The sequence below is a fragment of the Sulfobacillus sp. TH-112 genome, from assembly GCF_057473405.1.
On record NZ_JBYCKN010000200.1, the window covers coordinates 1 to 26,507 of the forward strand.

The window sequence follows — 26,507 nt, forward strand, 5'->3', positions numbered from 1 at the left end:
CCCCTCGCGTACGCTGAGACTACTGGTCCCGCAGGGGACTGGGATCATCAGGCCGTGCCGACCCATTTTTTTATCCCGCTCCGTGGAGCGGGCTTTTTTGTTTCTGTTTTTGCTGTTTTTACATCGCCTGTGGCAGGTGACGCGCTTGGCAATCGCGAAGTACCACTCTTACTTTGGTTGTTCATTTTTGTTGTCCAAGGAGCTCGAGAGAGAGTTTATGCGCATCATTTCTTCCGAAGAAGTAGAACGATGGCTGCCGTGGGATGTGGCGATTGAGGCTGTATCGCAAGGATTAAAGGCATTGTCCAATACCGAAGTGCTCATGCCAGTACGCTCAGCCCTACGGTTGACAGGCGATACCTGGTTTGGCCTTATGCCAGCCTATCTTAAATACCAAGACATTATCGGCGCTAAACTAATTACGGTCTTTCCGCATAATACGGATTGCGGCCTCCCGTCTCATCAAGGAGTCGTGGTGCTTTTTTCGTCGTCCACAGGGGAAGCTCTCGCGATAGTCGACGCGGAAGCCATCACGGCGATTCGTACTGCGGCAGTCAGTGCAGTAGCAACAAACCTCTTAGCCAATCGTACGGTGAGCCAGTTGGCAATTCTGGGGGCAGGGATCCAAGCGCGTACCCATATTGAAGCCTTATCGCAGGTCCGAAAATTTGATCATATTTTTATCTGGGGGCCACGCGAAGAACGTGTTCATCAGCTCATCGCGGAGATGAAAGAACGAGTTGCTATTCCGATGCACTATGCTCCCTCTGTGGAACAGGCGGTAAGGGAAGCGGACGTGGTTTGTACCGTGACGGCGTCGCGCACTCCGCTCTTATGGTCCTCCCATGTTAAAAATGGGGCTCATATTAACGCCGTCGGCGCCTCACAAAAAGACGCGCGAGAATTGGCCAGTGACTTGGTGCAACGATCACGGATCTATGTCGATAGCCTCGAATCGGCATGGTCAGAGGCGGGCGACCTTCTCATTCCCTTATCTGAAGGGAGGATTACTCGCGAGAAAGTCCAGTGCGAGCTCGGTGCCCTCTTGCAGGATCGGGATTTTTCTCGTGCGTCGCCGGACGATGTGACCATCTTTAAGTCGCTCGGCCTAGCCGTTGAAGATGTTGCAGCAGCTTACGCGGTGTATCACAATATGAAGGAGGGTGTCGACCGTGAGCCATGACCCCGCGGTGTACGTACCGGAGCCCTATGACTTTGGCTTAAGCGAGGGTGAAGAAGCGCGAGCCCGCGAAGTTCACCAACGCAGTATCATTATTGACATGTTATTCCAAGGCCCGCTATCTCCCCGCGTCATTCCTGCCACGGTGGAAACACAAGTGCAGGACCTCTGTGAACCATACCGCGACAATCCCGAGCAATATAGTGCGATGTCAAGCCGCATCCTCTCCCGCCTGTCGGCGGAGGGAAAAGTTGAGGCTTTTCGTACCGAGTGGTATCAATCGGGGATCACTGCCGGCAATCGTCAACTTGACCCGGTGGATTTGGAGAGACTGATTCTGAGCATGGGGGAGATTGAGCGTCAGTTTGATCGCGTTCCCTGGCTGATTCGGGCACTGAATGCCGAGGATATTCGAAGGGCGAAGAGGGAAGGGTTGAAGGCGGGGATTATCTCGGCTCAGGAAACGGTGGGAATAGGGAAAAATTTAGATTTGCTTGATGCACTATATGACTTTGGTCTCCGGGTATTGCAACTGACCTATAATTCCCAAAACTTCATGGGTTCGGGAGTGGCAGAAGCTGCCAACGGAGGGGTCTCCAACTTTGGTCGAGAGGCCATTTATCGTATGAATGCTTTAGGGATTGTGGTAGACACGGCCCACTCCGGACAAAAGACCACTCTGGATGCCTGTAAGATTTCCGATGCGCCCGTCATCGCGTCCCATACCTCAGCCGAGGCCATCTACTCACACATGCGCGCCAAGAGTGACCAAGAGTTGCGGGCCATTGCGGGTACGGGCGGGGTCATCGGTATTTATGCCATGCCATGGTTCATCCATGGCGATCCTAGCGCCACCACCCTAGATCATGTGCTAGACCACATTGATTATGTCGTGAACCTAGTGGGTATTGACCATGTAGGCATCGGGACCGATTGGCCGATGAGCGATGTGCTGTGGTCTCTCGTGTATTTTAAGGAACATGTGGCGCCGAAACTTGGATTCGCCCCAGGCACCGGGCCATCGACGGAGGTTGTCAAGGGTCTAGAGACCTATGGACAATTCCTGAATGTCACCCGCGGCCTGGTCTCGAGAGGCTATGACGATCATCAGATTGAGAAGATTTTGGGCGGCAACTGGCTAAATGTTTTCGAAAAGGTGTGTGGTTAGTGGAAGAGCAATCGGGGAGACCTCCTCTCAAGCGAGGACCGTGGTTCCTTTATTGTGCCGGGATCTTTACCGGACGAATGACCTTTGACACAGCGGGGATTCTTATGGCTGCGGTAGACTTGCGTCAACGGACTACCCTTAAGGAAGACTGGCTTACGACATACTCATGGTCCATGCCGTTGCAACAGTTGCAGCGCGACTGGCAGGATTATGACGAGGCTTCGTGGGAGGGCGATCAAGTCACCGTGGCCAATGGCGCGCACTACCTGGCTCACGGTGGGGTGCAAGGCACGGTAGCGGGAGAGCCCTGTCTCGGGCAACTCTGGTCGCATCGGGATGCCACGGCGCTCGATGTGATCACCGTTCAAGGGGAGATTGTGGCCTGGATTCGTCCTGCTCGTTATGGGATGGAAGTTCTGGTCCAACCCGGCTATGAATCGCTGACGCCGCTGGTGCTCTACGACCATCCCATGCTCTCGCAGCCCGATTATGGTGTGAACGTTCTGGGGACCTTTATGGTGCCGATGCGTGATGGCGTGTGCCTGGCTACGGACGTCTATCTTCCCGAATCCGGCCAGCCCATGCGCGCTCTCCCGACCATCTTAATTCGCACTTGCTATGACCGGCATCGCAATCAAACCGCACTGATGCGTTGGGCAAATCGCGGTTACGCAGTCGTCAATCAGGATGTGCGCGGGCGTGCCGATTCCGAGGGGGATTTGGTGCCCTTTTATTACGAGCGAGATGACGGTAGTGATACCATCGACTGGATTGCGGGGCAGTCGTGGTCTAACGGCGATGTGGGCATGTGGGGTGCGTCCTATTTGGGTTATGTGGTGGTGGCCGCTGCCACCAGTGGCAATCCGCACCTCAAGGCGGTGGTTGATGAGGTGAATGTAGGCTCGCCCTTTGTCGACACCGTGCGTCGTGGCGGCACGGTGTGCTCCTGGCCTCTTCTCTCGTGGACATTGGCGCAATCAGTCGGCACGCGGACCGATTTTGGGATTTTTTCGGGGGAGACTGTAAACCCGGCGGCTGTGGTAGACATGCGCCCGATTAAAGATATCCCTCTTCAAGCCATTGGCCGTCGGTCCGGGCCATGGGATATGTGGGCCGAGCATCCCGACTATGATGATTTTTGGCGGGAGTGCACGTTTTCGCGCCGAGGAGATCGCGTGAGTGCGCCGATGTTGGTTATTTCCGGTTGGTATGATGGTGATTCAGCAGGGGTTTCAGAAACATGGCGGATGTTGAGTCAACATAACGTTCCTGGGAGAAAAATTTGGCTCGGGCCATGGGAGCATAACCCCAATCGAGCGCGGGATTTTGGGGGAATGGCGTTTAGTCATGATGCCGTGGTCTATCACTATGACATCGAAATTTTACGGTGGTTTGATCGGTATCTGAAGAATGTCGACAATCATATTGATGACGAACCGCGTGCGACCTACTATGTGGTGGGAGAAAATCGCTGGCACACGTCCTCCGATTGGCCACCGACAACATCGCGACTGGTTCCGTTTTATCTGGCCAGTCTGGGACATGCGAATTCCCGTTTGGGCGATGGCACATTAAACGCATCCATGGCCTCCACTGCCCCGAGCGACACCTTTCTCTATAATCCCGACGATCCTATGGATGACGGGGGAGAACGGGAGCCCGAAAATCTCCGGCGACATGAACTCCGGCATGACATGCTGGTCTACACCAGCGCTCCGCTTCAAAACCGTCTTATGCTGGCCGGGGAACTGTCATGCATTTTGTGGGCGGCGTCAAGCGCCGTGGACACCGATTGGGCGGTCACCTTATCTGATGTTGATGCACACGGGAATTCGTTGCGGCTCTCCAATTATATTGTTCGCGCACAATATCGCCATGGATGGGATGCGCGTGAATTGCTTATCCCCGGCCGTGTGGAAAAATATGAGATCTTTCTCCCGAATCTGGGCTATACGTTTGAGCCTGGTCATGCGATCCGGGTGAGTGTGACCTCGTCAAGCAAGAATGTGTCCTTTCCGAATACTAATACCGGGAAGAATCCGTATGATGACGTGGAGTCGGTTTGTGCCAGGCAAACGATTTATCACAGTCCGGAATACCCGTCACATATCCTTTTGCCTATATTGGAAGAGCCATAGTCACGGTCGTTCTCAAGCATTTACGCTCGCGTGACCATGAATCCGTCACATACGGGAAATGCTTTCGGAGCCAGGGGGTATACATCCGTATTGCTATCGACATTCTTCCCCTTTACAGAAGGGAGAGATATGCTATAATCAGGAAAGACAAAGTAAGTCAAAGACAAATTTGTGGAGAGTGACGCTCAATCATGGCAAGACTAGCAGATGAGATCGAGGCATATATTTTGAGTTTGGTGCAACGCTCCTCTGATGGATCAATTGTGATCCAGCGCACAGAGATTGCCGAGCGATTTGACTGCGTGCCGTCACAAATTAGCTATGTATTAATGACACGCTTTTCTCCTGACCGTGGGTATGTGGTGGAGGGGCGCCGCGGTGGCGGAGGAAATATTCGGGTAGTGAAATTGGAGACCGAACAAAAGGAGCTGGCGGGCCTTCTTGAAGCGATTGATGCCATCGATCAGGCTCGGGCCTTGGGCGTGGTGATTCGCGTCCTGGAAGCGGGAATTATTTCTGAAAGAGAAGCTCGCATTGTCCAAGCTGCCCTCAAACGGGATGTGCTACACATCGAATTACCAGAGCGTGATCGGCTGCGAGCTCGATTACTAAAAGCCATGCTGACAGCAGCATTCAATTGAAAGGGGGCTAAACAATGGCTGAACAAGAAGTACGCCTGTGTCAGCGTTGCCAAGAACGGCCGGCCCAGGTTCATTTCAGTAAGGTGATCAATGGCGACAAATCGGAACGATTTCTGTGCGAAGACTGTGCCCGCGAAGAAGGAGCGTTTCACTTCATGTTAGCGCCACAATTTACGGTGCAGCATGTGCTAGGGGGTTTAATTGGCCAAGGCAATGTCCCAGCAAATCGGGCGGCAGTCGATGTGAGGACCTGTCCGTATTGCGGAGCGAGCTACCAGGAATTTGCGGAAAGCGGCCGACTCGGCTGTGATCGGTGTTATGAGGCTTTTGGCGAAGAATTGGCTCCTTTGATTCTGCGGTTGCACGGCCGAGTGGAACATAGAGGAAAGTTTCCGACCCGCGGTTCGCATCACCTCAAAATGCGCCGTGAATTGGAATCACTGCGACAGCAAATGAGTGATGCCATTAAACGGGAAGATTTTGAAGAAGCTGCGGCGATTCGGGACCAAATACGTCTAGTGGAAGGAGGTCATGCGAGTGAACCCGGGGTTTAGTGAATGGATGAGTGGTAGCGGACCGGAAAACGACATTGTCCTCTCCAGTCGAATTCGATTGGCTCGAAATCTTCGCGGTATCCCGTTTCCTCATCGGATGAACGACGCCGTGGGACGAGAGATGTTGACCCAAGTGGAACAAGCTATCAATCATCTCAAAGACGGATGGGATCTTCGTTTTCAGGCATTGCATACCCTCTCGCCGTTGGAACGACAACTGTTGATGGAAAAGCATTTAGTGAGTCCGCTACTGGTCCAAGACCCCATTCGTTTTGAGGCGGTAGCTTTGGATGGTCGTGAAAGCGTGAGCATTATGGTGAACGAGGAGGATCATCTGCGGATCCAAGTGCTTTTGCCGGGACTACAGATTGAAGAGGCCTGGCAAGTGGCTAACCGTCTCGATGACCAACTGGAAGCACATCTTGATTTTGCCTATGACGAAAAGAGCGGCTATTTGACGGCATGGCCGACCAACTTGGGTACGGGTCTCAGGGCTTCTGTCATGTTGCATTTGCCAGCTCTCGTGATGACTCGCCAGGCTCCACAGGTGTTTACGACCTTGGCCCAAGTGGGAATTGTCGTGCGAGGTCTATATGGTGAAGGTTCGGAAGCGCTGGGAAACATCTTTCAAATTTCTAATCAAGTCTCACTAGGATTAACTGAGGAAGAGTTGGTCCACAACCTCTCGGTCGTTGTACAACAAATTGTGGGACGCGAGCGCAATGCCCGACAACATCTTTTGGCTAATGCGGGACTTCCGTTGGGGGATAGGATCGGGCGGTCATGGGGAGTTTTGACCAATGCGCGCATCATGACCTCGGATGAGGCGCTTAGGCTACTCTCTGATGTAAAGCTGGGTGTCGATTTAGGGGTGCTGGAGTCTCATTTAGCGTATACTTTTCCTCAACTGACCGTCATCACGCGGCCGTCATTTTTGCAAGTTGATGCAGACCGCGATTTGGCACCGCACGAACGCGATGAAATTCGTGCACAGACATTGAGGGCCCATCTTTTGGGAAAACATCAAACAGGGAAAGAGGGATAGCATGTTTGGACAATTTACCGAAAAAGCTCGCCGAGTCGTAATTCATGCCCAAGATGAGGCGCGGCGGATGGGACATAACTTTGTAGGAACCGAGCACCTCTTATTGGGACTGATTCGCGAGACCAACTCCCTGCCTGCCAAAATTTTGCAATCAATTGGTCTCGATCTGGATACCGTCCGCGCCGAGGTGTTGAAGGCGACGGGACGGGGCCCGGCGATTGGTCCCAATGAGGAGGTGACCTTTACTCCACGGGCTAAAAAGGTGGTACTGGAACTCGCGGCGGAAGAGGCTCGTGCCCTAAACCAAAACTATATAGGCCCGGAGCACCTATTGCTAGGTTTGATCCGAGAAGGTGAGGGAGTCGCTGCGCAAGTATTGTTGACCGCCGGCGCTGATCTCAATAAGGTACGTCATCAATTGATGCATGCGAATGCGAGCACCGGCTCTAGCGCCGCTGCACCTGAGGCCCCACAGCCAGTGAATACTCCGACGTTGGACTTGTATGGACGGGACTTAACCCAGATGGCTCGAGAGGGGAAACTCGATCCCGTGATTGGCCGTGACCGAGAAGCTGAACGGGTGATTCAAATTTTGAGTCGACGTACCAAGAACAATCCGGTGCTGATTGGCGAACCTGGTGTCGGAAAAACTGCCGTGGTGGAAGGTTTGGCGGAGCGAATTGTGGAAAATAAGGTGCCCGAAATCTTAAAGGATCGCCGGGTGGTGGCGTTGGACTTGGGCGCCATGTTAGCGGGTTCCAAATACCGGGGAGAATTTGAGGATCGCCTCAAGCGCGCGATGAATGAAATTCGCGAGGCGAAGAACGTCATTCTCTTTATTGACGAAATGCACACAATTGTTGGGGCGGGAGCGGCAGAAGGGGCTATCGATGCGGCCAACATTCTCAAACCCGCATTGGCTCGTGGAGAATTACAGGCTATTGGGGCTACAACACTGGATGAGTATCGCAAATATGTTGAGCGCGATCCGGCCTTGGAACGACGATTTCAGCCGATCATGGTGGAGGAGCCATCTGCGGAAGAGGCCGTGCAGATTTTGACAGGCCTGCGCGACCGCTACGAGGCACATCATCGGGTCAATATTACGGGCGATTCCATCGAAGCCGCGGTAAGATTGTCTGATCGGTATGTCTCTGACCGCTATCTTCCTGATAAGGCCATCGACCTAATTGACGAGGCGGCCTCTCGCGTGCGGCTGAAGAGCTACGTAGCCCCTCCCGATTTAAAGGACTTGGCAGGAAAGTTAGAAGAAATTCGAAAGGAAAAGGAAGCCGCAGTTCAGGCGCAAGAGTTTGAAAAGGCGGCTCAAATGAGAGACGATGAGCAAAAGGTGCGAGAGCAGCTTGATCAAGAAACCCAAGAGTGGCACAACCGTCAGCGGGTTGAAACCATTAATGTTACTCCCGAAGACGTAGCTCACATTGTTTCGTCATGGACAGGGATTCCGGTCGAGCGTTTGGCGGGGGAAGAGTCCCAACGACTGTTGAATTTGGAGAAGGAGCTTCATGAGCGGGTTGTGGGTCAAGATGAGGCGGTTCGCGCGATTAGTCGTGCCATTCGACGAGCGCGCGCTGGACTCAAAAATCCCAAGCGACCCATTGGTTCGTTTCTCTTTCTAGGGCCCACTGGGGTTGGAAAGTCCGAGCTCGCGAAAGCCTTGGCCGGTTCGTTGTTTGGCGATGAAGATGCTATGGTGACTATTGACATGTCCGAATATATGGAGAGGCATGCGGTGTCACGATTAATGGGGGCGCCCCCAGGATATGTTGGGTATGAAGAAGGTGGTCAACTGACCGAGGCGGTGCGTCGACACCCCTATAGTGTGGTGTTGTTGGACGAAATTGAAAAGGCGCATCCCGAAGTATTTAATGTCTTGCTACAGGTGCTCGAAGAAGGCCGCCTGACGGAATCCAAGGGGCGTACGGTCGACTTTCGTAATACGGTCATCATTATGACCTCTAATGTGGGCGCGGATGTGATTAAGCGTCAAGGGACGATTGGGTTTCGTCGCGAAAGCGAAGACACAGGCTATCGTGACATGAAGGATCGTCTGATGGAAGAGGTTAAGCATACATTTCGACCCGAGTTCATTAACCGCGTGGACGAAATCATTGTATTCCACGAGTTGTCGGAAACGCATTTGGCCGAAATAGTAGGAATAATGCTGACCGAAGTCGAAGATCGTATTGGTCAAAACGGCTATCATTTGACGGTGACCGACGCCGCTAAAGCGGTGATTGCCCAAGAAGGATTTGATCCGGTATTTGGAGCGCGCCCCTTGCGACGGGCGATTCAGCATCTGGTTGAAGATGAATTGGCGGAACAAATCTTAGCCGGTAAATTTGGTGAAGGGGCCCAAATTTTGGTCGATGCTAAAGACGGAAAACTGGTATTCGCCCAAAATACGCGCACGGCCACAGCGAAAAAGAAGAAGGAAGCGGCAACGAAGAAAGGAACGTGATCGCAATTCGCGAGCGCACGCGCTATAGCTGCCAAGTATGTGGAACCGGGAGCGTCCGATGGCTCGGACGCTGCCCGGGTTGTGGCGGCTACAATACCATGGTTGAAGAGGTATTAGAGACAAAAGACGAGACTCGAACACGGACCGCGCGGCAACCAATCCCAATGACTCAAGTGTCCACCGATCCGGTCGCTCGGGAAAAGACCGGTATTCTTGAAGTGGATCGTGTCTTAGGTGGGGGGATTGTTCCCGGCGCGTTTGTTCTTTTGGGCGGGGATCCGGGTATCGGTAAATCAACTCTCGTATTGCAGATTGCGGCCCATGTCAGCCAAGCGGGGCCGGTACTGTATGTGACCGCAGAAGAATCCGAAGCTCAGACACGGATTCGCGCGGAACGCCTCGGGGTGGATAGCCGTAACCTGTTTTTGCTGGCGGAAGGTGATAGCCGCAATATTATTGCGGCATTGGAGTCCCAGCCCTGGCGCATGGCCGTGGTGGATTCCTTACAAACCGTCTATAATCCAGAATTAGAGTCGGCACCAGGATCGGTAGCACAAGTGCGCGATGTCGCTGCGCAGTTGATGCGAGTGGCCAAGAAAGGGTGTCCAATCTTCCTGATTGGTCACGTGAACAAAGAAGGGTCAATGCGGCCCGCAGCTTAGGGTAACTTAGGCTGATGCACTGGGCTATATGCATGAAACGCCAGACAAACTAAGCACGAGAGTCCTTGGTTTTGGCCAATGTGCAGGAAACAAGGAGGGACCTTGGATCCTCAGAGACAATATGCCCAGCTCCTGACGTTATGGTCTGAGGGCAGTAAAGTGTTTCGGCGAAAGGCATTTCTCACGGGCGATCGCGAGGAGGCCTGGGAGTTGTGGTGGAGGATTGGTCGTCGCTTGGTCGAGCGGGGGCTCATGGTGCTCCCTATGCCACTAGCCGTTCCGTCGTTGTTCGTTGCGACAGAGAATCGATGGTGGACGTTAATCGACGAGCAGCATGTCTCGTCCGAGATGGTGCATGGACAGGTCATTGCGGTGCGAACGGAATGTCAACCCGCCTTGTCGTGGACCGGATATTGGGGCGTGAGTGTGGAGATGATTTTGCGGATGGGAGAGCATGGCTTCAGCACTCTTATCGAGTGGCCGACCCACAAATTCTCCGGGGAGCTTAGTGTCGATGCCCTTGACCATGCTGTTACGCTGATTGGCGCACTCCATCGCACGCCGGCCCTGTTCCACGCGCTGGCATTGGATGATTGGGTGACAGCGGCCCGCCTGGTGAGGCATTCTGGTATGCAGCTAAAGGTATCGAATCCTTTACCTCGGGAGTGGGGATTTCGTTACGATACTGAACAGCACCTCGCCTGGTTTGAACGTCAGGATGAAGACAGTGTCCACAAGCGCTAGCAGGTCCGCGAGTCGTGGAGCACTTGGTCGATGTTGTCCTCATGTTTGAGGGCGATCGCCAGCACGTGTTCCGGATGTTGCGCGGGATTAAGAACCGGTTTGGCTCAACCAGTGAGTTGGGAATTTTTGCGATGGAAGGCGACGGACTAGTGCCGGTCGAAGACCCTTCGCGGGCGCTATTAGCGGAACGGCCGCATGATGCCCCGGGGTCCGCCGTGGTAGCCGCTATCGAGGGTTCACGTCCAATTTTGGTTGAAGTTCAGGCGCTATTGGTCCGCTCGTATGGCGCCCCGCGGCGTGTGGTTTCCGGAATGGATCCTCACCGGGTGGCATTGGTGCTAGCAGTCATTGAACGGCATTTGGGGCTTCGCGTGTCGGACATGGACGCGTTTTTCAAGTTGACAGGTGGCGTATCACTGGATGATCCGGCCTTGGATCTTGGTATCATGGCTGCGGCCGTCAGTAGTATTACCGGGAGTGCGCTTGAACCGGACTGGGTGTTAGCTGGCGAAATTGGATTAACGGGTGAATTACGACGGGTCGGGCGAATGTCTGAGCGATTACAAGAGGCCCAAAATTTAGGCTTTAAAAAAGCACTGGTTCCTGGAAGAATTGCAGAAATTCAACCGGGAATGACTGTCGTGTCAGCCGAAAAAGTCGAGCGTGCGGTCACGCGGTTATCGATTCAGCAGCGGGGTGAATGAAGACATGGATAGTATGTTGCATGAGATAGCTAAGGTGGCACCCGGAACGCGCCTTCGGGAGGCCATTGACCGTATCATCCGGGCCAGGACTGGAGCCCTCATTATCATTGGGGGCGAACCAGACATTGATCAAGATGCCAAGGGTGGGTTTCGATTGGATGTCCCGTTTCATCCGTCTTTGTTGTATGAGTTGGCCAAAATGGATGGAGCGATTTTGTTAGATCAGAACGCGAATAAGATTCGGATGGCCAATGTGGAAATGGTGCCGCGGTTGGATGCAGAAACATCCGAGTCCGGCATCCGACACCGGACCGCGGAGAGGGTTGCCAAGACGCGAGAAGCGTTCGTGATTGCCATATCCGAACGCCGGAGCACCGTCTCTCTCTACTATCGAGGAGAGCGTTTTGTGTTACACGATTTGAGTTATATCTTATCCAAGGCCCAAGGAGCAGTGAATTCGTTGAGCCGCTATGACCGCTTATTTCGTGGGGCGGTGCGGCGACTCTCTGAGGCTGAGCTATACGCTGGGGTGATGCTTCAGGACGTGGTGGAGGTGTTACGCCGGGGATTGGTCGCGCAGGAAATTCGTCAGGAACTCGAAGGTTATATTGTAGAGTTGGGGAAAGATGGGCATCTCATTGATCTGCAACTCGAGGAGTTTCCCGATGTGCAACGGGAGTGGCAGTGGATTTGGCGGGACTATCAGGCGCAAGGTGGGACATCGACGCATCTTAAGCGGACCGCCGATGTATTAACCGATGAAGAATGGTATCAGGCCCTGGGCTATGGGAAGTCTGATAGTGAAAAACTACTGATCCCCCGGGGGTATCGGATATTACATCAGGTCCCGCGGTTGCCTGACACTGTCATTCAACGACTCATTGATCGCTACAAAGATGTTCGAGCCTTATCCTCGGCGTCGTTAGAGGACTTGGACTTGGTTGAGGGCGTGGGGCCACAACGCGCCGCGGTGATTCACCGCACCTTACATCCTGCCGAACCGAGCTAATGAGGAGAAAGACGGGTCGGTGATGTTTCTCTATGGCCCATGATTGTCGCGTTCGGGGGCGCTTGCTGCAGTGTGAGACAGCAGGTGGCCCCTTACTGATCTGTGTCTTCACTTCATTCTGTAGAGGTATCTCACGAGCTCGCTCGGCGCCAGCGGTGGACTCTGCGGTCAAGTAATAGACCCGACGCGACGAACGTTATAAAGAGGGAGGAACTACTTCGAAAGACATGAGACTGCATGATCGTCTCGGGAAGTGGTGTGATATGATTCCTTTGAGGCGCAAAAGAAAACCCTGCACTTGTAAATTTTTAGTATTTTATCCGCGCCTCCGGGAAGACTAAAAAATGGGTTGAATGGGAGAACTTGACCCAACATTGCGATAGAGGAGGTGGTTGCCGTGGACCGTATTTTACGCCAGATTATGGCTGCTGTTGGAGCACTTATCGTGCTCGGCATTGTTTTGCAGAATCGGCTGTTGCTGGCTCATTGGCCAGTGGCGCATGCTTTGGGCGCCGCTCGGGAGGGCATTTTGTCGGTGCTTGGAGTCCTAATTGGGGGAGCTCTTGGCTATCTTTTGGGCCCGATTATCGTGGCATGGACGACGCGCGCCGTCGTATGGGGAGAGTCGCGTCTACAACGCATACCAACCCAGGATTTGTTGTCCGGTTCAATAGGACTTATTGTGGGCTTGGTCATCGCCTTTTTGTTAGGCGCTGATTTGAGCGGGCTTGGCACCTATGGAACATTTTTACGGGTGATCATTACGGTGCTGTTTGGCTATATTGGGCTTCGCGTCTCCATACGTAGGAAAGATGACATTATGCGACCGCAGTCCTGGCTTCCCGCCCGTATGAAACATCGTAATAGTGCTGAATCGGTCAAGCCGAAGATATTGGACACGTCGGTGATTATTGATGGTCGCATTGCAGATATTTGCCAGTCCGGATTTCTGGAAGGGCCTCTGGTGATTCCTGCTTTTGTCTTGGAAGAGTTGCGCCATATTGCCGACTCGGCTGACGTATTGAAGCGCAATCGTGGTCGACGCGGATTGGACATTTTGAACCGCATTCAGAAGGAACAGAATAGTGTCCAAATATATGAACGGGAAGTGGACCCGAATTCCGAAGTGGACATTAAACTCTTGAAGCTTGCGAAGATCATGGATGGCAAAGTGGTCACTAATGATTTTAACCTGAACAAAGTGGCTGAATTGCAGGGAGTGCCGGTCCTCAACATCAATGAGTTGGCCAATGCCGTGAAGCCGGTCGTGCTTCCGGGTGAAGAGATGATTGTGCATGTCATTAAGGACGGAAAAGAATCAGGACAGGGTATTGGATATTTGGATGATGGCACCATGATCGTCGTGGATGGTGGCCGGAAGTTCATTGGACAAACCGTAACCGTGTTAGTGACGTCCGTGTTGCAGACCGCGGCTGGCCGTATGATTTTTGCTCGATTGAAGTCCCAAATGGGGATGGAAGCCGAAGCACGGTAACGGAAAGGCGACAAAGAAGGGCTCGAACGACACCATCGTTCGAGCCCTTGTTGCTTCCCCTAGGCCAGTGACCTGGATACAATAAGAGCGGAGGGGTGTGCTACGGTAACTTATGTGGTCATTGTAGCGGCGGGGAAGAGTCGTCGCATGGGTGGAGAAGCGAAAATCTGGATGGAGTTTGACGGGCAATCCGTCCTCGAGCGCACCCTGCGGCAGTTTTTGTCCGCCGCCGTGAGTGAGGGGGTGATTGTTGCCCAAGACAGGGATCAAGCCCATATTCGCCGGCTTTGTGATGACTTGGGATGTGAGCGTATGGCAGTCGTCTCTGGTGGCGATGAGCGATATCTGTCGGTCATCGCTGGACTGAAGGCCCTCCCTCAAGGGAGGGATGACGATATCATCTTGGTGCATGATGCCGCACGGTTTATGGTGAGTGAGGCGCTCATCCATCGGGTGATAGAGGGTGCCCAGGTCAACGGGGCGTGCGTTCCTGTCGTAGAGGTTTTCGATACCGTGAAAGAAGTCGATGCTAAGGGCGCCATTGTGCGTACCGTGCCGCGCCAACACCTGGCATTGGCACAAACTCCGCAAGGGTTTCACCGAAGAGTGTTGGAAGAGGGGTATGCAAGCTGGCCCCGGGATCGAATTCCCACCGATGATGCGGAAGTGGTAGAGCAGATGGGGGCCCCAGTCCAGAGTGTTGCGGGCGACGCCGTCAATCAAAAGCTCACCCGATTGACGGATGTGTCGTGGTTTAACCAGGTGCTGAAGAAACAGGAGGAACGTCAATGATGCGCATGGGACAGGGCTTTGATGCACACCCGTTTGTCGAGGGACGCCCCCTCATCTTAGGAGGAGTGGAGGTCGCCCATCCTGTGGGACTTTTGGGGGACAGCGATGGTGATGTATTAACCCATGCCATTATGGATGCGTTGCTGGGCGCGTTAGCCCTAGGCGACTTGGGCACGTGGTTTCGCCCCGATGACCCTAGCGTGAAAGGTGCGCGGTCGTTAGACTTATTGGTTCGTGTGATGGCTATGGTGGAAGGACGTGGATTTCAGGTGGTTCACGTCGATACTACCGTCATTGGAGAAAGTCCCAGAATCCGCCCCTTGGCGCCATTGATTCGAGACGCGCTCTCCCCAATTTTGAAAATTGACGCGGGAGCATTGTCGGTGAAGGCTACCACGACAGACAAGATGGGGTGGATCGGGCGTGAGGAGGGGCTGGCCACGATGGCGCTTGTACACCTGGAATCGTGACTCACGGGGGGATGGCGCGTGGCTGGCGCTATCGGGGATACAAATACTGGCTAATACCTCGGGTAATGGCGATGGCTAGTTGCTGTTGGTAGGCGTCAGATTGCAGATGGACAGCATCGCTGGCATGGGTGATAAATCCTATTTCCACGTTGATCGCGGGTACCTTTGAGACTAACAGCACCCACTGGCGGATTGGGCGTGGGGCATGCGGCACGCCTGTCATAAGAGCCAGTTGGCGTTCCACTTGGGAGGCCAGTGACAATGAGGGAGCACTTGCAGGTGGGTAATATACGATAGGTCCCGACGCCGTATGTGAGGGCTCAGCATTGACATGGATTGAGATAAAGAGGGTAGCTCCCACCCCGCGAGCGAGATTGGCACGGCGGATGAGATCCTGCATTACTGTGGAAGACAAGGCGGTATCATTATAGCGAGTATAGTAGATGCGGTACCCGCGTTGTTGTAGTAGAGAGCCGAGTTTCAATGAGACGTCGAGGGTGAGGGCTTTTTCATAGAGCTGACCATTCACTGCACCGGGATCCCATCCTCCGTGCCCAGGGTCAATCACAATGAGCGGTGCTCCGGCGCTGACCGATGAGGTGGTCAGAGGAGCGTATTCAATAATGAAAAAAGCTCCCATCAGTGTGAGAAATCCCAGGACGGTTAGTAGCCTTTTCATCGCTTTCCCCCCACCGCTACCTTATGAGCGCTTGGACACGTTTAGCACGCGTACGGCTACCCATCTAAACGCCTAGAAAGGAATCAGGGAGACGGAAAGCACGGATATTCAAAGCTACCGTATCAATGGCTCATGTCGGTATGTTGCCAGAAACGCGTAGCATTGGACGGTGGGTGATTCAAAGATACGGCACACGACACGGAGAAGTGGATTTGAGCGACAATTTCACTGACGCACGGGAGACGGATCAAAACCGCCATGGCCGTGCGTCAATGAGGATTACTTGCTTACCGTCCAGTAGTTGGCGTAGAGGTAATCGGTGACCGGATTGAAGTACTTGACCGTCCCATGAACCAACTTATTGTGTTCGTTGAAACCGATTTCCCGTGCATAGCCCTGTGGAAACCATGGCATCCACAATACGGGTAATTGGTCGGCCATGTACACCTCATAGGTATCCATACGTTGAGTGATTTCGGATGATGTTCCGGAATTGTAGGTATCTTGAATTAACGTGTCGAGTGCCGGGCTATTATAGCCGCCATAATTGGCTCCGGCGTTGGTAGCAAATAAGTCTCCGCCCGTGGGATAGTAGTCCAATTGGTAGGTCCAACCAGCATTCCAGTATCCCATTTGCCACTTGGTCGGGTCCGATTGGGAGGTTTCTGCTAAGAGACTGTCAATCGGCATGGACTGCAGCGTGACGTCGATGCCTTCTTCAGCCCAGTCGCTCTTAATCAGTTGAACCATGTTGGTTTCGGTGTCGCTACCCGCGGCGTATAACAACGTAAAGGCGAGCTTGTGGCCGCCTTTGGACATGACACCGTTCACTTCGCTCCAGCCGTGATCCTCAAGAAGCTTCTTGCCTGCCGCGGGATTAAACGGATAGGGGAATTTTGACAGGGCGGGATCGTAATAGGCTGTTTTGGGTTCGGAGGGGATAGGGCCGTCGGTCGGCACTCCTGAGTTGTGATAGAGAGTCTTTACAATTCCGGATTGGTCGATCCCCATTTCCAGTGCCTGGCGTACGTAGAGGTTGGAGAAGACCTTGCCCATGCCGCCAGGGGCCGCGGGGTTCAAATTCGGAACCATGTAATTCATCCCGAAAAGATATGACGAGGTCATGACGTCATTGGGCAGCTTATTGCGCGATGCCCACATGGAAGGTGGCAAATATCCTACGCTGACGCTTCCATCCCGAAGAGAGACGAACTCACTAGCGGTAGAGGTTTCATATTGGAAGATGAGTTTGGCAATCGACGCTTGGTGCCCGCCATAGTGCGAGTTAGGTACCAGGGCCCAATAGTCATTGGGCTGCCAATTATCAAATTTGAAGGGGCCATCGACGACGCTGTACACCTTATTTGTCGGGCTATTAGAGACCGACTGGATAAACTTCAGTTCGGCAATGGGATTTTTGGGATATTTGTCCCAGACAGACTTGGGTACCGGTGTGATTTGACTTAAGCCATTATGAATGAACCAGTCCGGATTAGAGGGCTTGGTTAGCGTGACAATCACCGTATTGCTTCCTTGAGCCACGACACTCTTCCAGTCAGATGGGACGCCACCACTGCCAGCGGCTCCGTAGGTCCACGGGGAATTTTTTAGCGTGGAGGCCTCCTTAATGAGTTGCCACGTAAACACTACATCTTGCGCCGTGACCGGCTGTCCATTTGACCATTTATACTTCGGATTGAGGGTAATGGTATAGGTGGTGCCAGAGGCATTGACCGCAATGTGGCCAGCGAGAGAGCGGGAATAATCGACCTGACTTTGTTTATTCAAATAGATGAGCGGACGATACATCAAGAATTGCACTTGGGCATTGATTTCTGTATAGTCGGCCGCGTTAATCACAGGGAAAAACCAATTCGGGTAGTTATCAGGCGCCATGGCATCCACCACTGTGCCCCCATGAGTGGTGGATGTGGATGCTGAAGAAGATCCGGATGTGCTGCCACAGCCGGCTAATAGTAAGGTACCGGCGGCCAAAAGGACGACTGTAGACGATTTTTTCAACATGCGACTTCCCCCTCTCAAATCATAATGACTGAAGAATTCGACAAAATATATGAAAACTCCTCTGGACTTTGATACTTCATTGCCCTAAATGGGGGAAATTTTTTCGGCGTTCATAGTGGCTGATGACAGGTGGTAATCTCTCGGCACGTGTTCGAGGTTATTCGCGATGTGCAGGGGAGAGAGACAAGACGATAGAGTGCTATTAAGACATTACCTGTTCGGATGGACCGCTCAAAGGCATGGGGTGATTCGTCCCGGAGCCCCAATCGATCACGTAACGCCATGCACTCGTGCAGCCATGGTGAGGCCCCTAGAATCTTCGCCGTGTAGGACTGGAAGGATCAAGGTGAAAAATATTGCAATACCCGGGTTCTGACGGCGTTTAACTCGCTTTCCGTTTGGTCGCGAATCGCATCGGGATCGGCTTCGAGGCTGCGGCTTTCATCGAATCGCGTCTCAATGTTACCCAAGATAATCCATGCCAGTTGGTCGAGAAAGTCCAAAATCGGCTGGCGTTCGGCAGGGCCATACTGTCCGTTCAGTACCTCGCTGATAAAGTGCATGAGTGTGTCGCCGTCCATGGCAAACTCATAGTAGCTTTCTAAAAGCGTGTCACTTGTCATCGCTATGAGACCTCCTATCGAGAGATGTGGGAAGACTGTTTAAAGACGCTACCCCGATCCAGGTACCTTCACCGATGTCGACGGTGTCGTGGGCCCCCGCTGCGATATGTCCGATGGGGGGCCAATCGGGAGGTTCACTACTGCCCGATGTTGCCCAGGTGCTCGCTGGGGCTGGATAATCGTTTTTAGGTTCAACCCATGTGATGAGGGCATGTTTAGGCTCCCACAACGAAATGTGGTTGACGCTACTAATCCACAGTCCTCCACCAGGCGCCGTCACGGCGTCCAAGGGCGAGAGATTTATGGTAGTAACAGGCGTAAGGCCTGCCGCAGTTATGGTCGCAATATGGCCATTCGCATCAAGCGTCCAGATGGTATTTCCCCATTCGCCCATCGCGACAAAAAAGTCACCAGACGCTACCGATACGATAGGGCTCCATGTGCCATTCCCTAAAGGAGATAAATACCAGATGGTATTTCCGGATAGGATCCAGACTTTGGGCTGATGGGTGCGACTCACCTTGAGCAAGATGGACTGCGGTATAACGCCCCCCGGCACGGAGTGGTTGTGCTCAGCATGCGTTTGGGTATTCATCACTTGAAGTTGGCTTGTCCCACTAAAGGTGGAATTAATCGAGGCGGTCCAGTCTCCTGTGTGAGCCGTGGGTCCAGGAACAGCGTAGTCGCCGGATACCAATTGATTGGTTGATGCCGACCATCCGGCGACATATCCCCACTCGCGGAACCACATGTTTTTACTTCCACTGACGACAAGGTCGATACTACCCCAACTGGCATCGCTCTCTTGATCTAGATTGCCGACATTGGCGTCTTTAGGGAAGGGGTTCGAGAGGTGGGGAACGGTGAGGGTATTGTGAGCGGTGGTAGTGGGATTAATCCATCCAATCGTCGTCGCGTTACCAAAGGGGTCCTCGGTGCCATAGTAGATGCGACCGTAAGGTCCCGCGAGGACCGAGCTAATTTGGCTGCCATCTTGGACTAGGGTTGTTGACCCTACGTTCACCGGATACCACACTAAATGGGCCATTTGACTGAGAGGGTGGGAAGCACGACGCACGCTTGCCGTGTGCGTCGAATGAGCCACCGTAATCCCACATCCTGTGAGTGCAATAAGGCCCAAGACTGGGCCGAGAAGTAATGGTCGCCAACCTCTAGCCATAGCGCGTGTCCCTTTCATTAAATTGGCTGCCGTGGGCTCCCTAAGGCGTCGTGGTTTTGGGAGCGGTATATCCGAAAGGCCACGAAAACGGCTCGCCGAACGTAGAATCAAATAATGCTTTTGCGCTCGGGTCCTTCACTTTGAAATATTGGTCATAAATGGCACGGGCAACGAATCCTGAATCGGCCCCCCAATTGCCTGCCTTGACGTAAACAATAATGAGAATTTTAGGATTTGGCATCGGACCATAGGTTAAGAAAAAGGCATTATTCGTTTTTCCTGTAACCTGAGCGGTCCCGGTTTTAGATGCGAGAGAGATGGGGAATCCTGCCAAAGCGCCGTATCCCGTGCCACTCGTTCCGGTATGGGCAATATCACTATCCTGCGCTGACATCTCCATGCCAGTGTAGATGGTTGACCACACAGATGCTGGCACATTAATCTTGCCCTGCACCACTGGGTTAAACTTTTTTACTACTTTTCCTGACGGATTGGTAATTTCCGATACCAGATGCGGTTCATACAAGGTTCCGCCGTTGGCTATCGCGGAATCCGCGCGTGCTAGAGCGATCATGGTAAACTGATCAATCCCCTGTCCAATAGCGGTATTAAGATTCCAACCAAAGGTCCACGCACCGTCACCATCAGCGGCTAGTCGGGCAGGAGTGGGGGGAATGCTCTTCACTTCGCCAGGCAAGTCAATGCCGGTCAGTTTGTTGAGTAGGAATTTATCAAACCACTTGTCCATCAATTTGATTCCCATATCGTAGCCAAGCGTATAGAAAAAGGTATCATCTGATAAACCAATGGCTTGCTCAATATTTAACCAACCAAACGCGTCAGGATATTCCCAACTGTGAAAGGAGGGGTCTTTTGGAAAATACCCCGGGTCATAGATCTCGGTCGTCGGCGTAACTGTCCCAGAGGCTAGGGCTCCGGTGGCAATGATGGGTTTGAAGATCGAACCGGGAGAAAAAAGCTCGCCGATGGGCACAAAGAGGCTTAAGGGATGTAGAGGGTTTTCATTTTCTTTGGTGTAATACGCACTACGCGTGGAAGTATTGGGGAGCAGTTTGTTGGGATTGTAACTGGGCAAACTTGCAATCGCTAGCACATCGCCATTGTCGGGGTCGATGGCAATCACACCCCCCTGGTCTGCGGTGGGCGAGTACGCGGTTAATGAATGGGAGGCGTGCCGCATCGCCCACATGTCATAGCTAAGCGCTTTGTAGGCGGTGTCTTCAAGTTTCCAGTTAATGGTGAGATGTAGGGTGTCCCCGGGTTGGGCGACTTCTTTGCCAAAAAGTTTGACTAATTGCCCTTCGCGATTCACTTCGGCATATTCTCCACCTGAATGACCCGTGAGATACTTATTATATTCATATTCTAGTCCTGAAGCCCCAATATCTGTCGTCGAGGTTTCTTCGTCCAGGTACCCAATGACGTTGCCCATGACCGATCCATAGGGATCGTAGCGAATCGCCGTGGGTTGAATCCTGAGATAGGGGAGTTGAGGAAGATTTTCTTCAATAATGGTCATTTGCTTAGGTGTCATGCTCGCGTCAATTTCAATAGGCTGATAGCTTGGCAATTCCACCAATTGCTGCGCAATTTCTTTTGTGAGAGTGGTGGCAGGAATGCCGAGATATTTCGATAAGAGGTTGACTTCCGATGGAGGCAGAGCTTCCCCTTGGTTTAGGTAGTACAAGGTCCAGGCAGGCTTTGACTCTGCTACCGTTACACCATCAGCGGTGACAATATTGCCGCGTGCAGCCGGAATCGGAATTTTACGCAGTTGGTCCTGTTCGGCTAACGATTGATAGTGGGCCCCATGAACTACTTGAAGTTCGTAAAAGCGCCAACCAATGGTTAAAAACGCGGCGGCAACAAATGAAAATAGAAAAATGGCCCGTCGGCCTATGCGCTTGGGGGACATGAGCGACCTCTCCTTAAAATCCTTGTGCCCAGTGTAACAAAAGCCTGGCAGTCCTAACATATATAAAACGCTCCAAACATGGGAAATGATACAAAAACTATCTGAACAAGTTTCATTAATTGCCGATCAGGTGGGTGCGGACGCAAGAAATTTGACGTGCTGCAAGCGTTTCGCTATGCTGGGGAAAATTATCCATGGTCCGGGAGGTCGCCACTGGTTGCGGTGGCGATCTGATCGCTAAGAGGAGGATATTCGGTGATTACGGTATACGACAGTCTCACGCGTCGCCTGCGGCCATTTGAGCCGCGGGTTCCGGGGCATGTGAGTATCTATACCTGTGGAATTACCCCCTATGACCACAGTCATGTCGGTCATGCTCGACCCTCGGTAGTATGGGATGTGATACGAAAACACTTTCGGCGCCGTGGATTTATTGTGACCTTCGTGCAAAATTTTACCGATATTGACGATAAAATTATTCGGCGGGCAGCCACAGAACTGCGCCCCTATCAACAGTTGACGGCGGAATTCATGGAAGAGTATCTTTCAGTGTTGCGCCAGCTGCAGGTTGAGCCAGCAGATTATATGCCGCGAGTCACGGAGAACATTGAGGGCATCGTCAAGTATATTGAGCGCTTGATTGATCGACAATATGCCTATATCACCCCAGATGGCGTGTACTTTCGGGTGGCTAAGGACGCGACGTATGGCGCCCTATCCCATCGTCGGGTGGAGGATATGCAAGAAGAGTTAGGGGATGGCGTGGGCCTTCATAAGGAACAGGCCGGAGATTTTGCGCTTTGGAAAGCGGCCAAAACCGGTGAGCCAGCGTGGGATAGCCCATGGGGTCAAGGCAGGCCAGGCTGGCATATTGAGTGTTCCTATCTCTCGCAACAATTTTTGGGCGATCACTTCGATCTTCATGGCGGAGGTCTCGACCTCATCTTCCCGCATCACGAGAACGAACGGGCGCAATCACGAGCTTATCTGGGAGAGGACGCTGCATCCATTTGGATGCACAACGGCCTCATTATGAACGGCTCTGTGAAGATGTCGAAGTCGCTCCAGAATGGGGTGACGCTTCACGATCTGTTGTCGCACTATAGCCCGAGCCACATCCGCAGTTATTTGCTCAGTGTTCATTATCGATCGCCACTAGATTTTGACGAGCAACATTTAAAGGAATGGGTGGCTGGAATGCGCCGCATTGAGAGATTATGGGATGAAGTCAAGGCGGCACCTCCGCCTCGCATGCTGCCGGATCGTGATTGGGCAGCGAACTTGGTACAATTTGAGGATGAATTTTTAGAGGCCCTGGACGAAGACTTCAATACGGCGAAGGCCTATGCGGTGGTGTTCGATATGGTACGTGCCGCTAATCGTGGTATTGAGGAGGGACTGGGTGAAGTGGTGTATGGCCTAGCGCGTCGCAATTTGGTGATTGCCGATGAAGCCTTGCAGATGTTTGCCGACCGGATCGATCCCGAAGAGACGCACCAGGACACGCCGGGTCTACTGGATGGCATTGTGGCCCTCAGGGATATGGCGAGAGAAAAGAAAAATTTCGCTCTCTCAGATAGTCTTCGGGATGTATTACTGTCATCAGGATACGAAGTATTGGACACAGCGGAAGGAACACGCGTTCGCCGACAATAGGAGGCTCAACATGGCACGAGAGCATAAGGGATTCGGTGGCAATACCCGGAATCGTCGTAGTGGAGGAAAATCGGATGACCGTCGAGCACAGGGGCGTACTCGGACATCGGAAAATCGCGTGCGTCCCGCGTCAGCCACTCGAGAAGAGAGATACCGTTCAGCGCCCTCCCGTAGCGCGGACCAGCGACCATTTCAGGATTTGGAAGACATCCCGATCCTTTTAGGAAGACATCCGGTGCTCGAAGCTTTTCGGGCCAATCGGGCGATTACCCGCGTATGGGTGCAAGAGTCCATCAAAGAAGGGAGCTTGCGGGAGATCGTGGCGCTTGCACGAGCGCAGCATGTGCCGGTTTCGGAGGTGCCGAAATCTTTTCTGGACCGGGTGGCGGGCGATATTCCGCACCAGGGGGTGGGCGCCCAGGTGGCATTAAAGCCTACCTTGCCGTTAGAAGAGTTGCCAGAACTCATTGCGGGAGCCTCAAATCCCCTATTGCTAATCCTCGATGGAATCCAAGATCCACATAATTTGGGGGCGATTTTGCGGACGGCAGATGCAATTGGCGCGACAGCAGTAGTGATACCGGAGCGTGGTGCGGCGGGGCTGACCGCCGTCGTCGCCAAATCATCGGCAGGCGCTATCGAGTATGTCCCCATCGTGCGGGTGACGAACCTTGGACAAGCTGTCGAAAAAATTAAAGAGGCGGGTGTGTTTGTGTATTCTGCCGATCCATCAGCGAAACGCCTCTATACCGAAGTGGACTGGACTGGGCCTGTCGCGATCGTGATTGGTGCTGAAGGACGGGGAATCCGGCCATTAATTCAGCAGCGCTCAGATGTGTTAGTTCGCCTACCTATGATGGGACAAGTGTCATCGGTCAATGCGTCAAACGCGGCTGCCGTGGTCGGGTTTGAGGTGCTCCGCCAACGTGGCCTCAAAAACTCCGTATTGACGCCGATTTAGAGGCCCGACTATAATGGCCTATAGATTATGTTTCTAATATGGCGATCGGTTATTCGTAGTTACTAAAAGACGGATTTTTGCCACGACGTCGAAAGGCAATGGAGGCGATGTGGGTGAGCGTTGGCCCTTTGCATAACGTGACGAAGAGCTATGAGGCGATGTTGGATGAAGATATCGTCAATGAAGCGCGCGAGGGCAACGGAGAAGCCTTAGAGTTTCTAATCCACAAGTATCGCAACTTCGTGCGTGCGAAAGCCCGGTCCTATTTTTTAATCGGCGCAGATCGAGAAGATATTATTCAAGAAGGTATGATTGGTCTTTATAAAGCTATCCGGGATTTTCGCAATGATAAACTCGCCTCTTTTCGCGCATTTGCTGAGCTATGTATTACACGCCAGATTATTACCGCCATTAAGACGGCAACACGCCAAAAGCATATTCCGCTTAATTCATATATCTCATTAAATAAGCCGATATATGAAGAGGATTCCGATCGCACCTTAATGGATGTCATTTCGACCACGCGTATCTCTGATCCTGAAGAAATGGTGATACACCGTGAAGAATTTGGTGACATTGAGGAAAAGATGGGCGAGATTTTAAGTGACTTAGAGTGGAAGGTACTGATGTCCTACCTCGATGGACGGTCCTATCAAGAGATTGCCGTTGAGCTCAAACGTCACGTGAAGTCGATAGATAATGCCTTGCAGCGAGTGAAGCGGAAGCTAGAGCGCTATTTGGACGCACGCCTTGGCTTACCTCCAGGCGCGTCGTCTGAGGAGCGATTATAGCGATTCTCCTCGTCTAGGATGCGCCGCGATGTTTGGTTTTCTTAAGAGTTTCCCACAAGGTATTTAATTGTTGTTGTTCGTCTTCGGTGAGAGGCTCGTTGCGATAAAACGAGTTTTCCAAAAGCTTCACCATCGGAATGATGATTGTCTGGTCCTCAGGGAAATAGCGTAGCCACTCCTGCCCCCATTGCCGGGGGCTTTTTGCACTCCATCGGGTGCCGAGACGTCGACGACTGACGTTCGCAATGTGTCGCCAGAGGTGTTCAGATCGTGATGTGCGCGCTGTGCGAAGTCGTGTTGACCCTAGGAGGAGGACTGCGCCTAACACCAGAAGGGCTATCGTTACATCCAACCAAGGAAAGGAGCGCGAGGAGTGGTGATTGGTCGGTGAGGAGGCGTTCTTTGTGCTCGTGGATCCTCCCGAACCATGTAATCGTGCTAAGAGCGGTGAGCGGGTCGGGATTTTAGGTAGCGTGTTGGGGACCCGCGGCGTAGGCAAGGAGTTCCCGGTCTGCGATGATATCGAGGATGAAGTTTGCTGTTGGTGGTAGATAGTTGGGATTGCAAATCCGGGGGTAGGATCAAAGGGGACCCAGCCTACGTGATTAAGCCAAATTTCGGCCCATGAGTGGGCATCCACAGCGCGAATGAGATATCCGTGTCGCGCACTGTCGTAGGTCCCCGCGCTGTAGCCTACCACCCAACGGGCAGGGATATGTAAGGTACGCATCATCATAATGAAGGCGGTCGAGAACTGATCGCAGTATCCTTTTCGATTAACAAATAGGAAATGGTTGACGACATTCCCATGCAATGTCGGAGTGACGTTGTATGAATACCGGTAGTGGGCGTCTAGGTAACTCTTAATGTCTTCTGCGGCCATCCAAGGCCCCGTGGCCGTGGCGGTAATTTTGCGAGCGAGTTGACTGACTCGAGGCGAAAGATTGCCTGGCAACTCCAAATCTGCGTTGAGGTCTTGTGGAGATACTACAAATGGTTGGGCTTCAAGGGTCGTTTCATAAAATTGCGGTTCCAGAGCGGTCACCTGATATTTAGTCACATCAGGGCTGAGAAATCGCTGCGACCGAGGATGAACGGTGACGGACACGGAGAATCGGGTGGGAAGACCGGAATAAAAGAGCGTATCAAAGGGAGCCGATGAAAGGTCGGAAATCGTTGCACGCAAAACTTTTTGCGGCACATAAGAACTCACGTTAGGGGTAATGAGCGGGATGCCTGAATCCGTCGGGCTGGCGCTATAGATGGACGAGGGGCCCACATTAGACCAGGTGGTGCCGTTAAATTGGTTATAGACGGCGGCCTGCCAGTAATGGGGACTCGACGCGTGAACGACAAACACCGGGGTTTGGTTAGCGACCAGAGGATGGCCAATTTCTGTCACCCCAGGTCCGTAGCCCGTTTGAGCAGATCCTATGGGGCTAATTCCTGCAAGCCAATTGCCGCGAAAAAGATTGAGCGGGTCATGAGGGGCCTCGACCGGTATTTGCCAACCGACAATGAGGGGCAAGAGCATGAGACACAAAGCTACGGCATACCGATATGGCGCCCCTC

General features: G+C 52.8%; 23 protein-coding genes. 17 read left to right on the forward strand and 6 right to left on the reverse strand.

Features of this window, described 5'->3' with window-relative positions:
* From ACOJWD_RS14795 to ispF, 14 genes are all read left to right on the forward strand, one after another.
* Nucleotides 1-1,183: ornithine cyclodeaminase family protein (locus ACOJWD_RS14795; RefSeq protein WP_486994019.1), on the forward strand; the 1,183-nt coding region annotated here is incomplete at its 5' end.
* Nucleotides 1,173-2,348: a dipeptidase gene (locus ACOJWD_RS14800; protein WP_486994020.1), complete on the forward strand. Its 1,176-nt coding sequence runs from the start codon at nucleotides 1,173-1,175 to the stop codon at nucleotides 2,346-2,348. The genes ACOJWD_RS14795 and ACOJWD_RS14800, both read left to right, overlap by 11 nt.
* On the forward strand, nucleotides 2,348-4,486 hold the full coding sequence (locus ACOJWD_RS14805; protein ID WP_486994021.1) for a CocE/NonD family hydrolase: 2,139 nt from the start codon (nucleotides 2,348-2,350) through the stop codon (nucleotides 4,484-4,486). Before ACOJWD_RS14800 ends, ACOJWD_RS14805 begins: the two co-directional genes overlap by 1 nt.
* Before the next feature lie 191 nt (nucleotides 4,487-4,677).
* Nucleotides 4,678-5,127, forward strand: a complete 450-nt coding sequence (locus ACOJWD_RS14810) for a CtsR family transcriptional regulator (RefSeq protein WP_486994022.1) — start codon at nucleotides 4,678-4,680, stop codon at nucleotides 5,125-5,127.
* Nucleotides 5,128-5,141: 14 nt separating this feature from the next.
* Nucleotides 5,142-5,681, forward strand: coding sequence for a UvrB/UvrC motif-containing protein (locus tag ACOJWD_RS14815; protein WP_486994023.1), 540 nt, complete (start codon nucleotides 5,142-5,144; stop codon nucleotides 5,679-5,681).
* On the forward strand, nucleotides 5,659-6,726 hold the full coding sequence (locus tag ACOJWD_RS14820) for a protein arginine kinase (protein WP_486994024.1): 1,068 nt from the start codon (nucleotides 5,659-5,661) through the stop codon (nucleotides 6,724-6,726). Before ACOJWD_RS14815 ends, ACOJWD_RS14820 begins: the two co-directional genes overlap by 23 nt.
* A 1-nt stretch (nucleotide 6,727) precedes the next feature.
* Nucleotides 6,728-9,208: an ATP-dependent Clp protease ATP-binding subunit gene (locus ACOJWD_RS14825; protein ID WP_486994025.1), complete on the forward strand. Its 2,481-nt coding sequence runs from the start codon at nucleotides 6,728-6,730 to the stop codon at nucleotides 9,206-9,208.
* Nucleotides 9,205-9,870, forward strand: a complete 666-nt coding sequence (locus tag ACOJWD_RS14830; protein ID WP_486994026.1) for an AAA family ATPase — start codon at nucleotides 9,205-9,207, stop codon at nucleotides 9,868-9,870. The genes ACOJWD_RS14825 and ACOJWD_RS14830 overlap by 4 nt, the downstream gene beginning before the upstream one ends.
* A 102-nt stretch (nucleotides 9,871-9,972) precedes the next feature.
* Nucleotides 9,973-10,614 carry a hypothetical protein gene (locus ACOJWD_RS14835; RefSeq protein WP_486994027.1) on the forward strand — a complete coding sequence of 214 codons (642 nt, stop codon included), beginning with the start codon at nucleotides 9,973-9,975 and terminating at the stop codon, nucleotides 10,612-10,614.
* A 14-nt stretch (nucleotides 10,615-10,628) separates the two neighbouring features.
* The gene (locus ACOJWD_RS14840) at nucleotides 10,629-11,318 is read left to right on the forward strand and encodes a S16 family serine protease (RefSeq protein WP_486994028.1); all 690 of its coding nucleotides are present in this window, start codon (nucleotides 10,629-10,631) and stop codon (nucleotides 11,316-11,318) included.
* A 4-nt stretch (nucleotides 11,319-11,322) separates the two neighbouring features.
* Complete coding sequence (gene disA, locus ACOJWD_RS14845; RefSeq protein ID WP_486994029.1) at nucleotides 11,323-12,327, forward strand: DNA integrity scanning diadenylate cyclase DisA; 1,005 nt, start codon at nucleotides 11,323-11,325, stop codon at nucleotides 12,325-12,327.
* A 397-nt stretch (nucleotides 12,328-12,724) separates the two neighbouring features.
* Nucleotides 12,725-13,822, forward strand: coding sequence for a PIN/TRAM domain-containing protein (locus ACOJWD_RS14850; protein ID WP_486994030.1), 1,098 nt, complete (start codon nucleotides 12,725-12,727; stop codon nucleotides 13,820-13,822).
* 114 nt (nucleotides 13,823-13,936) lie between these two features.
* A complete protein-coding gene (gene ispD / locus ACOJWD_RS14855) occupies nucleotides 13,937-14,614 on the forward strand; it encodes a 2-C-methyl-D-erythritol 4-phosphate cytidylyltransferase (protein WP_486994031.1) in 678 nt (225 codons plus the stop codon).
* On the forward strand, nucleotides 14,611-15,084 hold the full coding sequence (ispF, locus tag ACOJWD_RS14860) for a 2-C-methyl-D-erythritol 2,4-cyclodiphosphate synthase (protein WP_486994032.1): 474 nt from the start codon (nucleotides 14,611-14,613) through the stop codon (nucleotides 15,082-15,084). Before ispD ends, ispF begins: the two co-directional genes overlap by 4 nt.
* A gap of 28 nt (nucleotides 15,085-15,112) precedes the next feature.
* Here ispF and ACOJWD_RS14865 read toward each other — a convergent pair whose 3' ends face one another.
* From ACOJWD_RS14865 to ACOJWD_RS14885, 5 genes are all read right to left on the reverse strand, one after another.
* The gene (locus tag ACOJWD_RS14865) at nucleotides 15,113-15,763 is read right to left on the reverse strand and encodes an N-acetylmuramoyl-L-alanine amidase family protein (protein WP_486994033.1); all 651 of its coding nucleotides are present in this window, start codon (nucleotides 15,761-15,763) and stop codon (nucleotides 15,113-15,115) included.
* 279 nt (nucleotides 15,764-16,042) lie between these two features.
* Complete coding sequence (locus tag ACOJWD_RS14870) at nucleotides 16,043-17,788, reverse strand: peptide ABC transporter substrate-binding protein (protein ID WP_486994034.1); 1,746 nt, start codon at nucleotides 17,786-17,788, stop codon at nucleotides 16,043-16,045.
* A 341-nt stretch (nucleotides 17,789-18,129) separates the two neighbouring features.
* Complete coding sequence (locus ACOJWD_RS14875; protein WP_486994035.1) at nucleotides 18,130-18,411, reverse strand: hypothetical protein; 282 nt, start codon at nucleotides 18,409-18,411, stop codon at nucleotides 18,130-18,132.
* Complete coding sequence (locus ACOJWD_RS14880; protein WP_486994036.1) at nucleotides 18,401-19,591, reverse strand: hypothetical protein; 1,191 nt, start codon at nucleotides 19,589-19,591, stop codon at nucleotides 18,401-18,403. The genes ACOJWD_RS14875 and ACOJWD_RS14880 overlap by 11 nt, the downstream gene beginning before the upstream one ends.
* Nucleotides 19,592-19,631: 40 nt before the next feature.
* Complete coding sequence (locus ACOJWD_RS14885) at nucleotides 19,632-21,527, reverse strand: peptidoglycan D,D-transpeptidase FtsI family protein (RefSeq protein WP_486994037.1); 1,896 nt, start codon at nucleotides 21,525-21,527, stop codon at nucleotides 19,632-19,634.
* Nucleotides 21,528-21,782: 255 nt separating this feature from the next.
* Between ACOJWD_RS14885 and cysS the strand changes: the two genes are divergently transcribed.
* The 3 genes from cysS to sigH all read left to right on the forward strand — a co-directional run bounded on the left by cysS (nucleotide 21,783) and on the right by sigH (nucleotide 24,935).
* Nucleotides 21,783-23,183 (forward strand): cysteine--tRNA ligase, encoded by a 1,401-nt coding sequence (gene cysS / locus ACOJWD_RS14890; RefSeq protein WP_486994038.1) that lies wholly within the window; start codon nucleotides 21,783-21,785, stop codon nucleotides 23,181-23,183.
* A 10-nt stretch (nucleotides 23,184-23,193) separates the two neighbouring features.
* Entirely contained in the window at nucleotides 23,194-24,144 is a 951-nt protein-coding gene (gene rlmB, locus ACOJWD_RS14895) for a 23S rRNA (guanosine(2251)-2'-O)-methyltransferase RlmB (RefSeq protein WP_486994039.1), read from the forward strand.
* Between the two features lie 107 nt (nucleotides 24,145-24,251).
* Nucleotides 24,252-24,935, forward strand: a complete 684-nt coding sequence (gene sigH, locus ACOJWD_RS14900) for an RNA polymerase sporulation sigma factor SigH (RefSeq protein WP_486994040.1) — start codon at nucleotides 24,252-24,254, stop codon at nucleotides 24,933-24,935.
* A gap of 13 nt (nucleotides 24,936-24,948) precedes the next feature.
* Here sigH and ACOJWD_RS14905 read toward each other — a convergent pair.
* Nucleotides 24,949-26,507 (reverse strand): transglutaminase-like domain-containing protein (locus ACOJWD_RS14905; protein ID WP_486994041.1); only part of this gene is annotated, 1,559 nt, incomplete at its 5' end.

Coding starts and splice junctions, on each gene's coding strand:
- ACOJWD_RS14810 (WP_486994022.1), top strand. CDS start 4,678: ATGGCAAGACTAGCAGATGAGATCGAGGCATATATTTTGAGTTTGGTG.
- ACOJWD_RS14815 (WP_486994023.1), top strand. CDS start 5,142: ATGGCTGAACAAGAAGTACGCCTGTGTCAGCGTTGCCAAGAACGGCCG.
- ACOJWD_RS14820 (WP_486994024.1), top strand. CDS start 5,659: ATGCGAGTGAACCCGGGGTTTAGTGAATGGATGAGTGGTAGCGGACCG.
- ACOJWD_RS14825 (WP_486994025.1), top strand. CDS start 6,728: ATGTTTGGACAATTTACCGAAAAAGCTCGCCGAGTCGTAATTCATGCC.
- disA (WP_486994029.1), top strand. CDS start 11,323: ATGGATAGTATGTTGCATGAGATAGCTAAGGTGGCACCCGGAACGCGC.
- ispF (WP_486994032.1), top strand. CDS start 14,611: ATGATGCGCATGGGACAGGGCTTTGATGCACACCCGTTTGTCGAGGGA.
- ACOJWD_RS14865 (WP_486994033.1), bottom strand. CDS start 15,763: ATGAAAAGGCTACTAACCGTCCTGGGATTTCTCACACTGATGGGAGCT.
- ACOJWD_RS14870 (WP_486994034.1), bottom strand. CDS start 17,788: ATGTTGAAAAAATCGTCTACAGTCGTCCTTTTGGCCGCCGGTACCTTA.
- ACOJWD_RS14875 (WP_486994035.1), bottom strand. CDS start 18,411: ATGACAAGTGACACGCTTTTAGAAAGCTACTATGAGTTTGCCATGGAC.
- ACOJWD_RS14880 (WP_486994036.1), bottom strand. CDS start 19,591: ATGGCTAGAGGTTGGCGACCATTACTTCTCGGCCCAGTCTTGGGCCTT.
- ACOJWD_RS14885 (WP_486994037.1), bottom strand. CDS start 21,527: ATGTCCCCCAAGCGCATAGGCCGACGGGCCATTTTTCTATTTTCATTT.
- rlmB (WP_486994039.1), top strand. CDS start 23,194: ATGGCACGAGAGCATAAGGGATTCGGTGGCAATACCCGGAATCGTCGT.
- sigH (WP_486994040.1), top strand. CDS start 24,252: ATGTGGGTGAGCGTTGGCCCTTTGCATAACGTGACGAAGAGCTATGAG.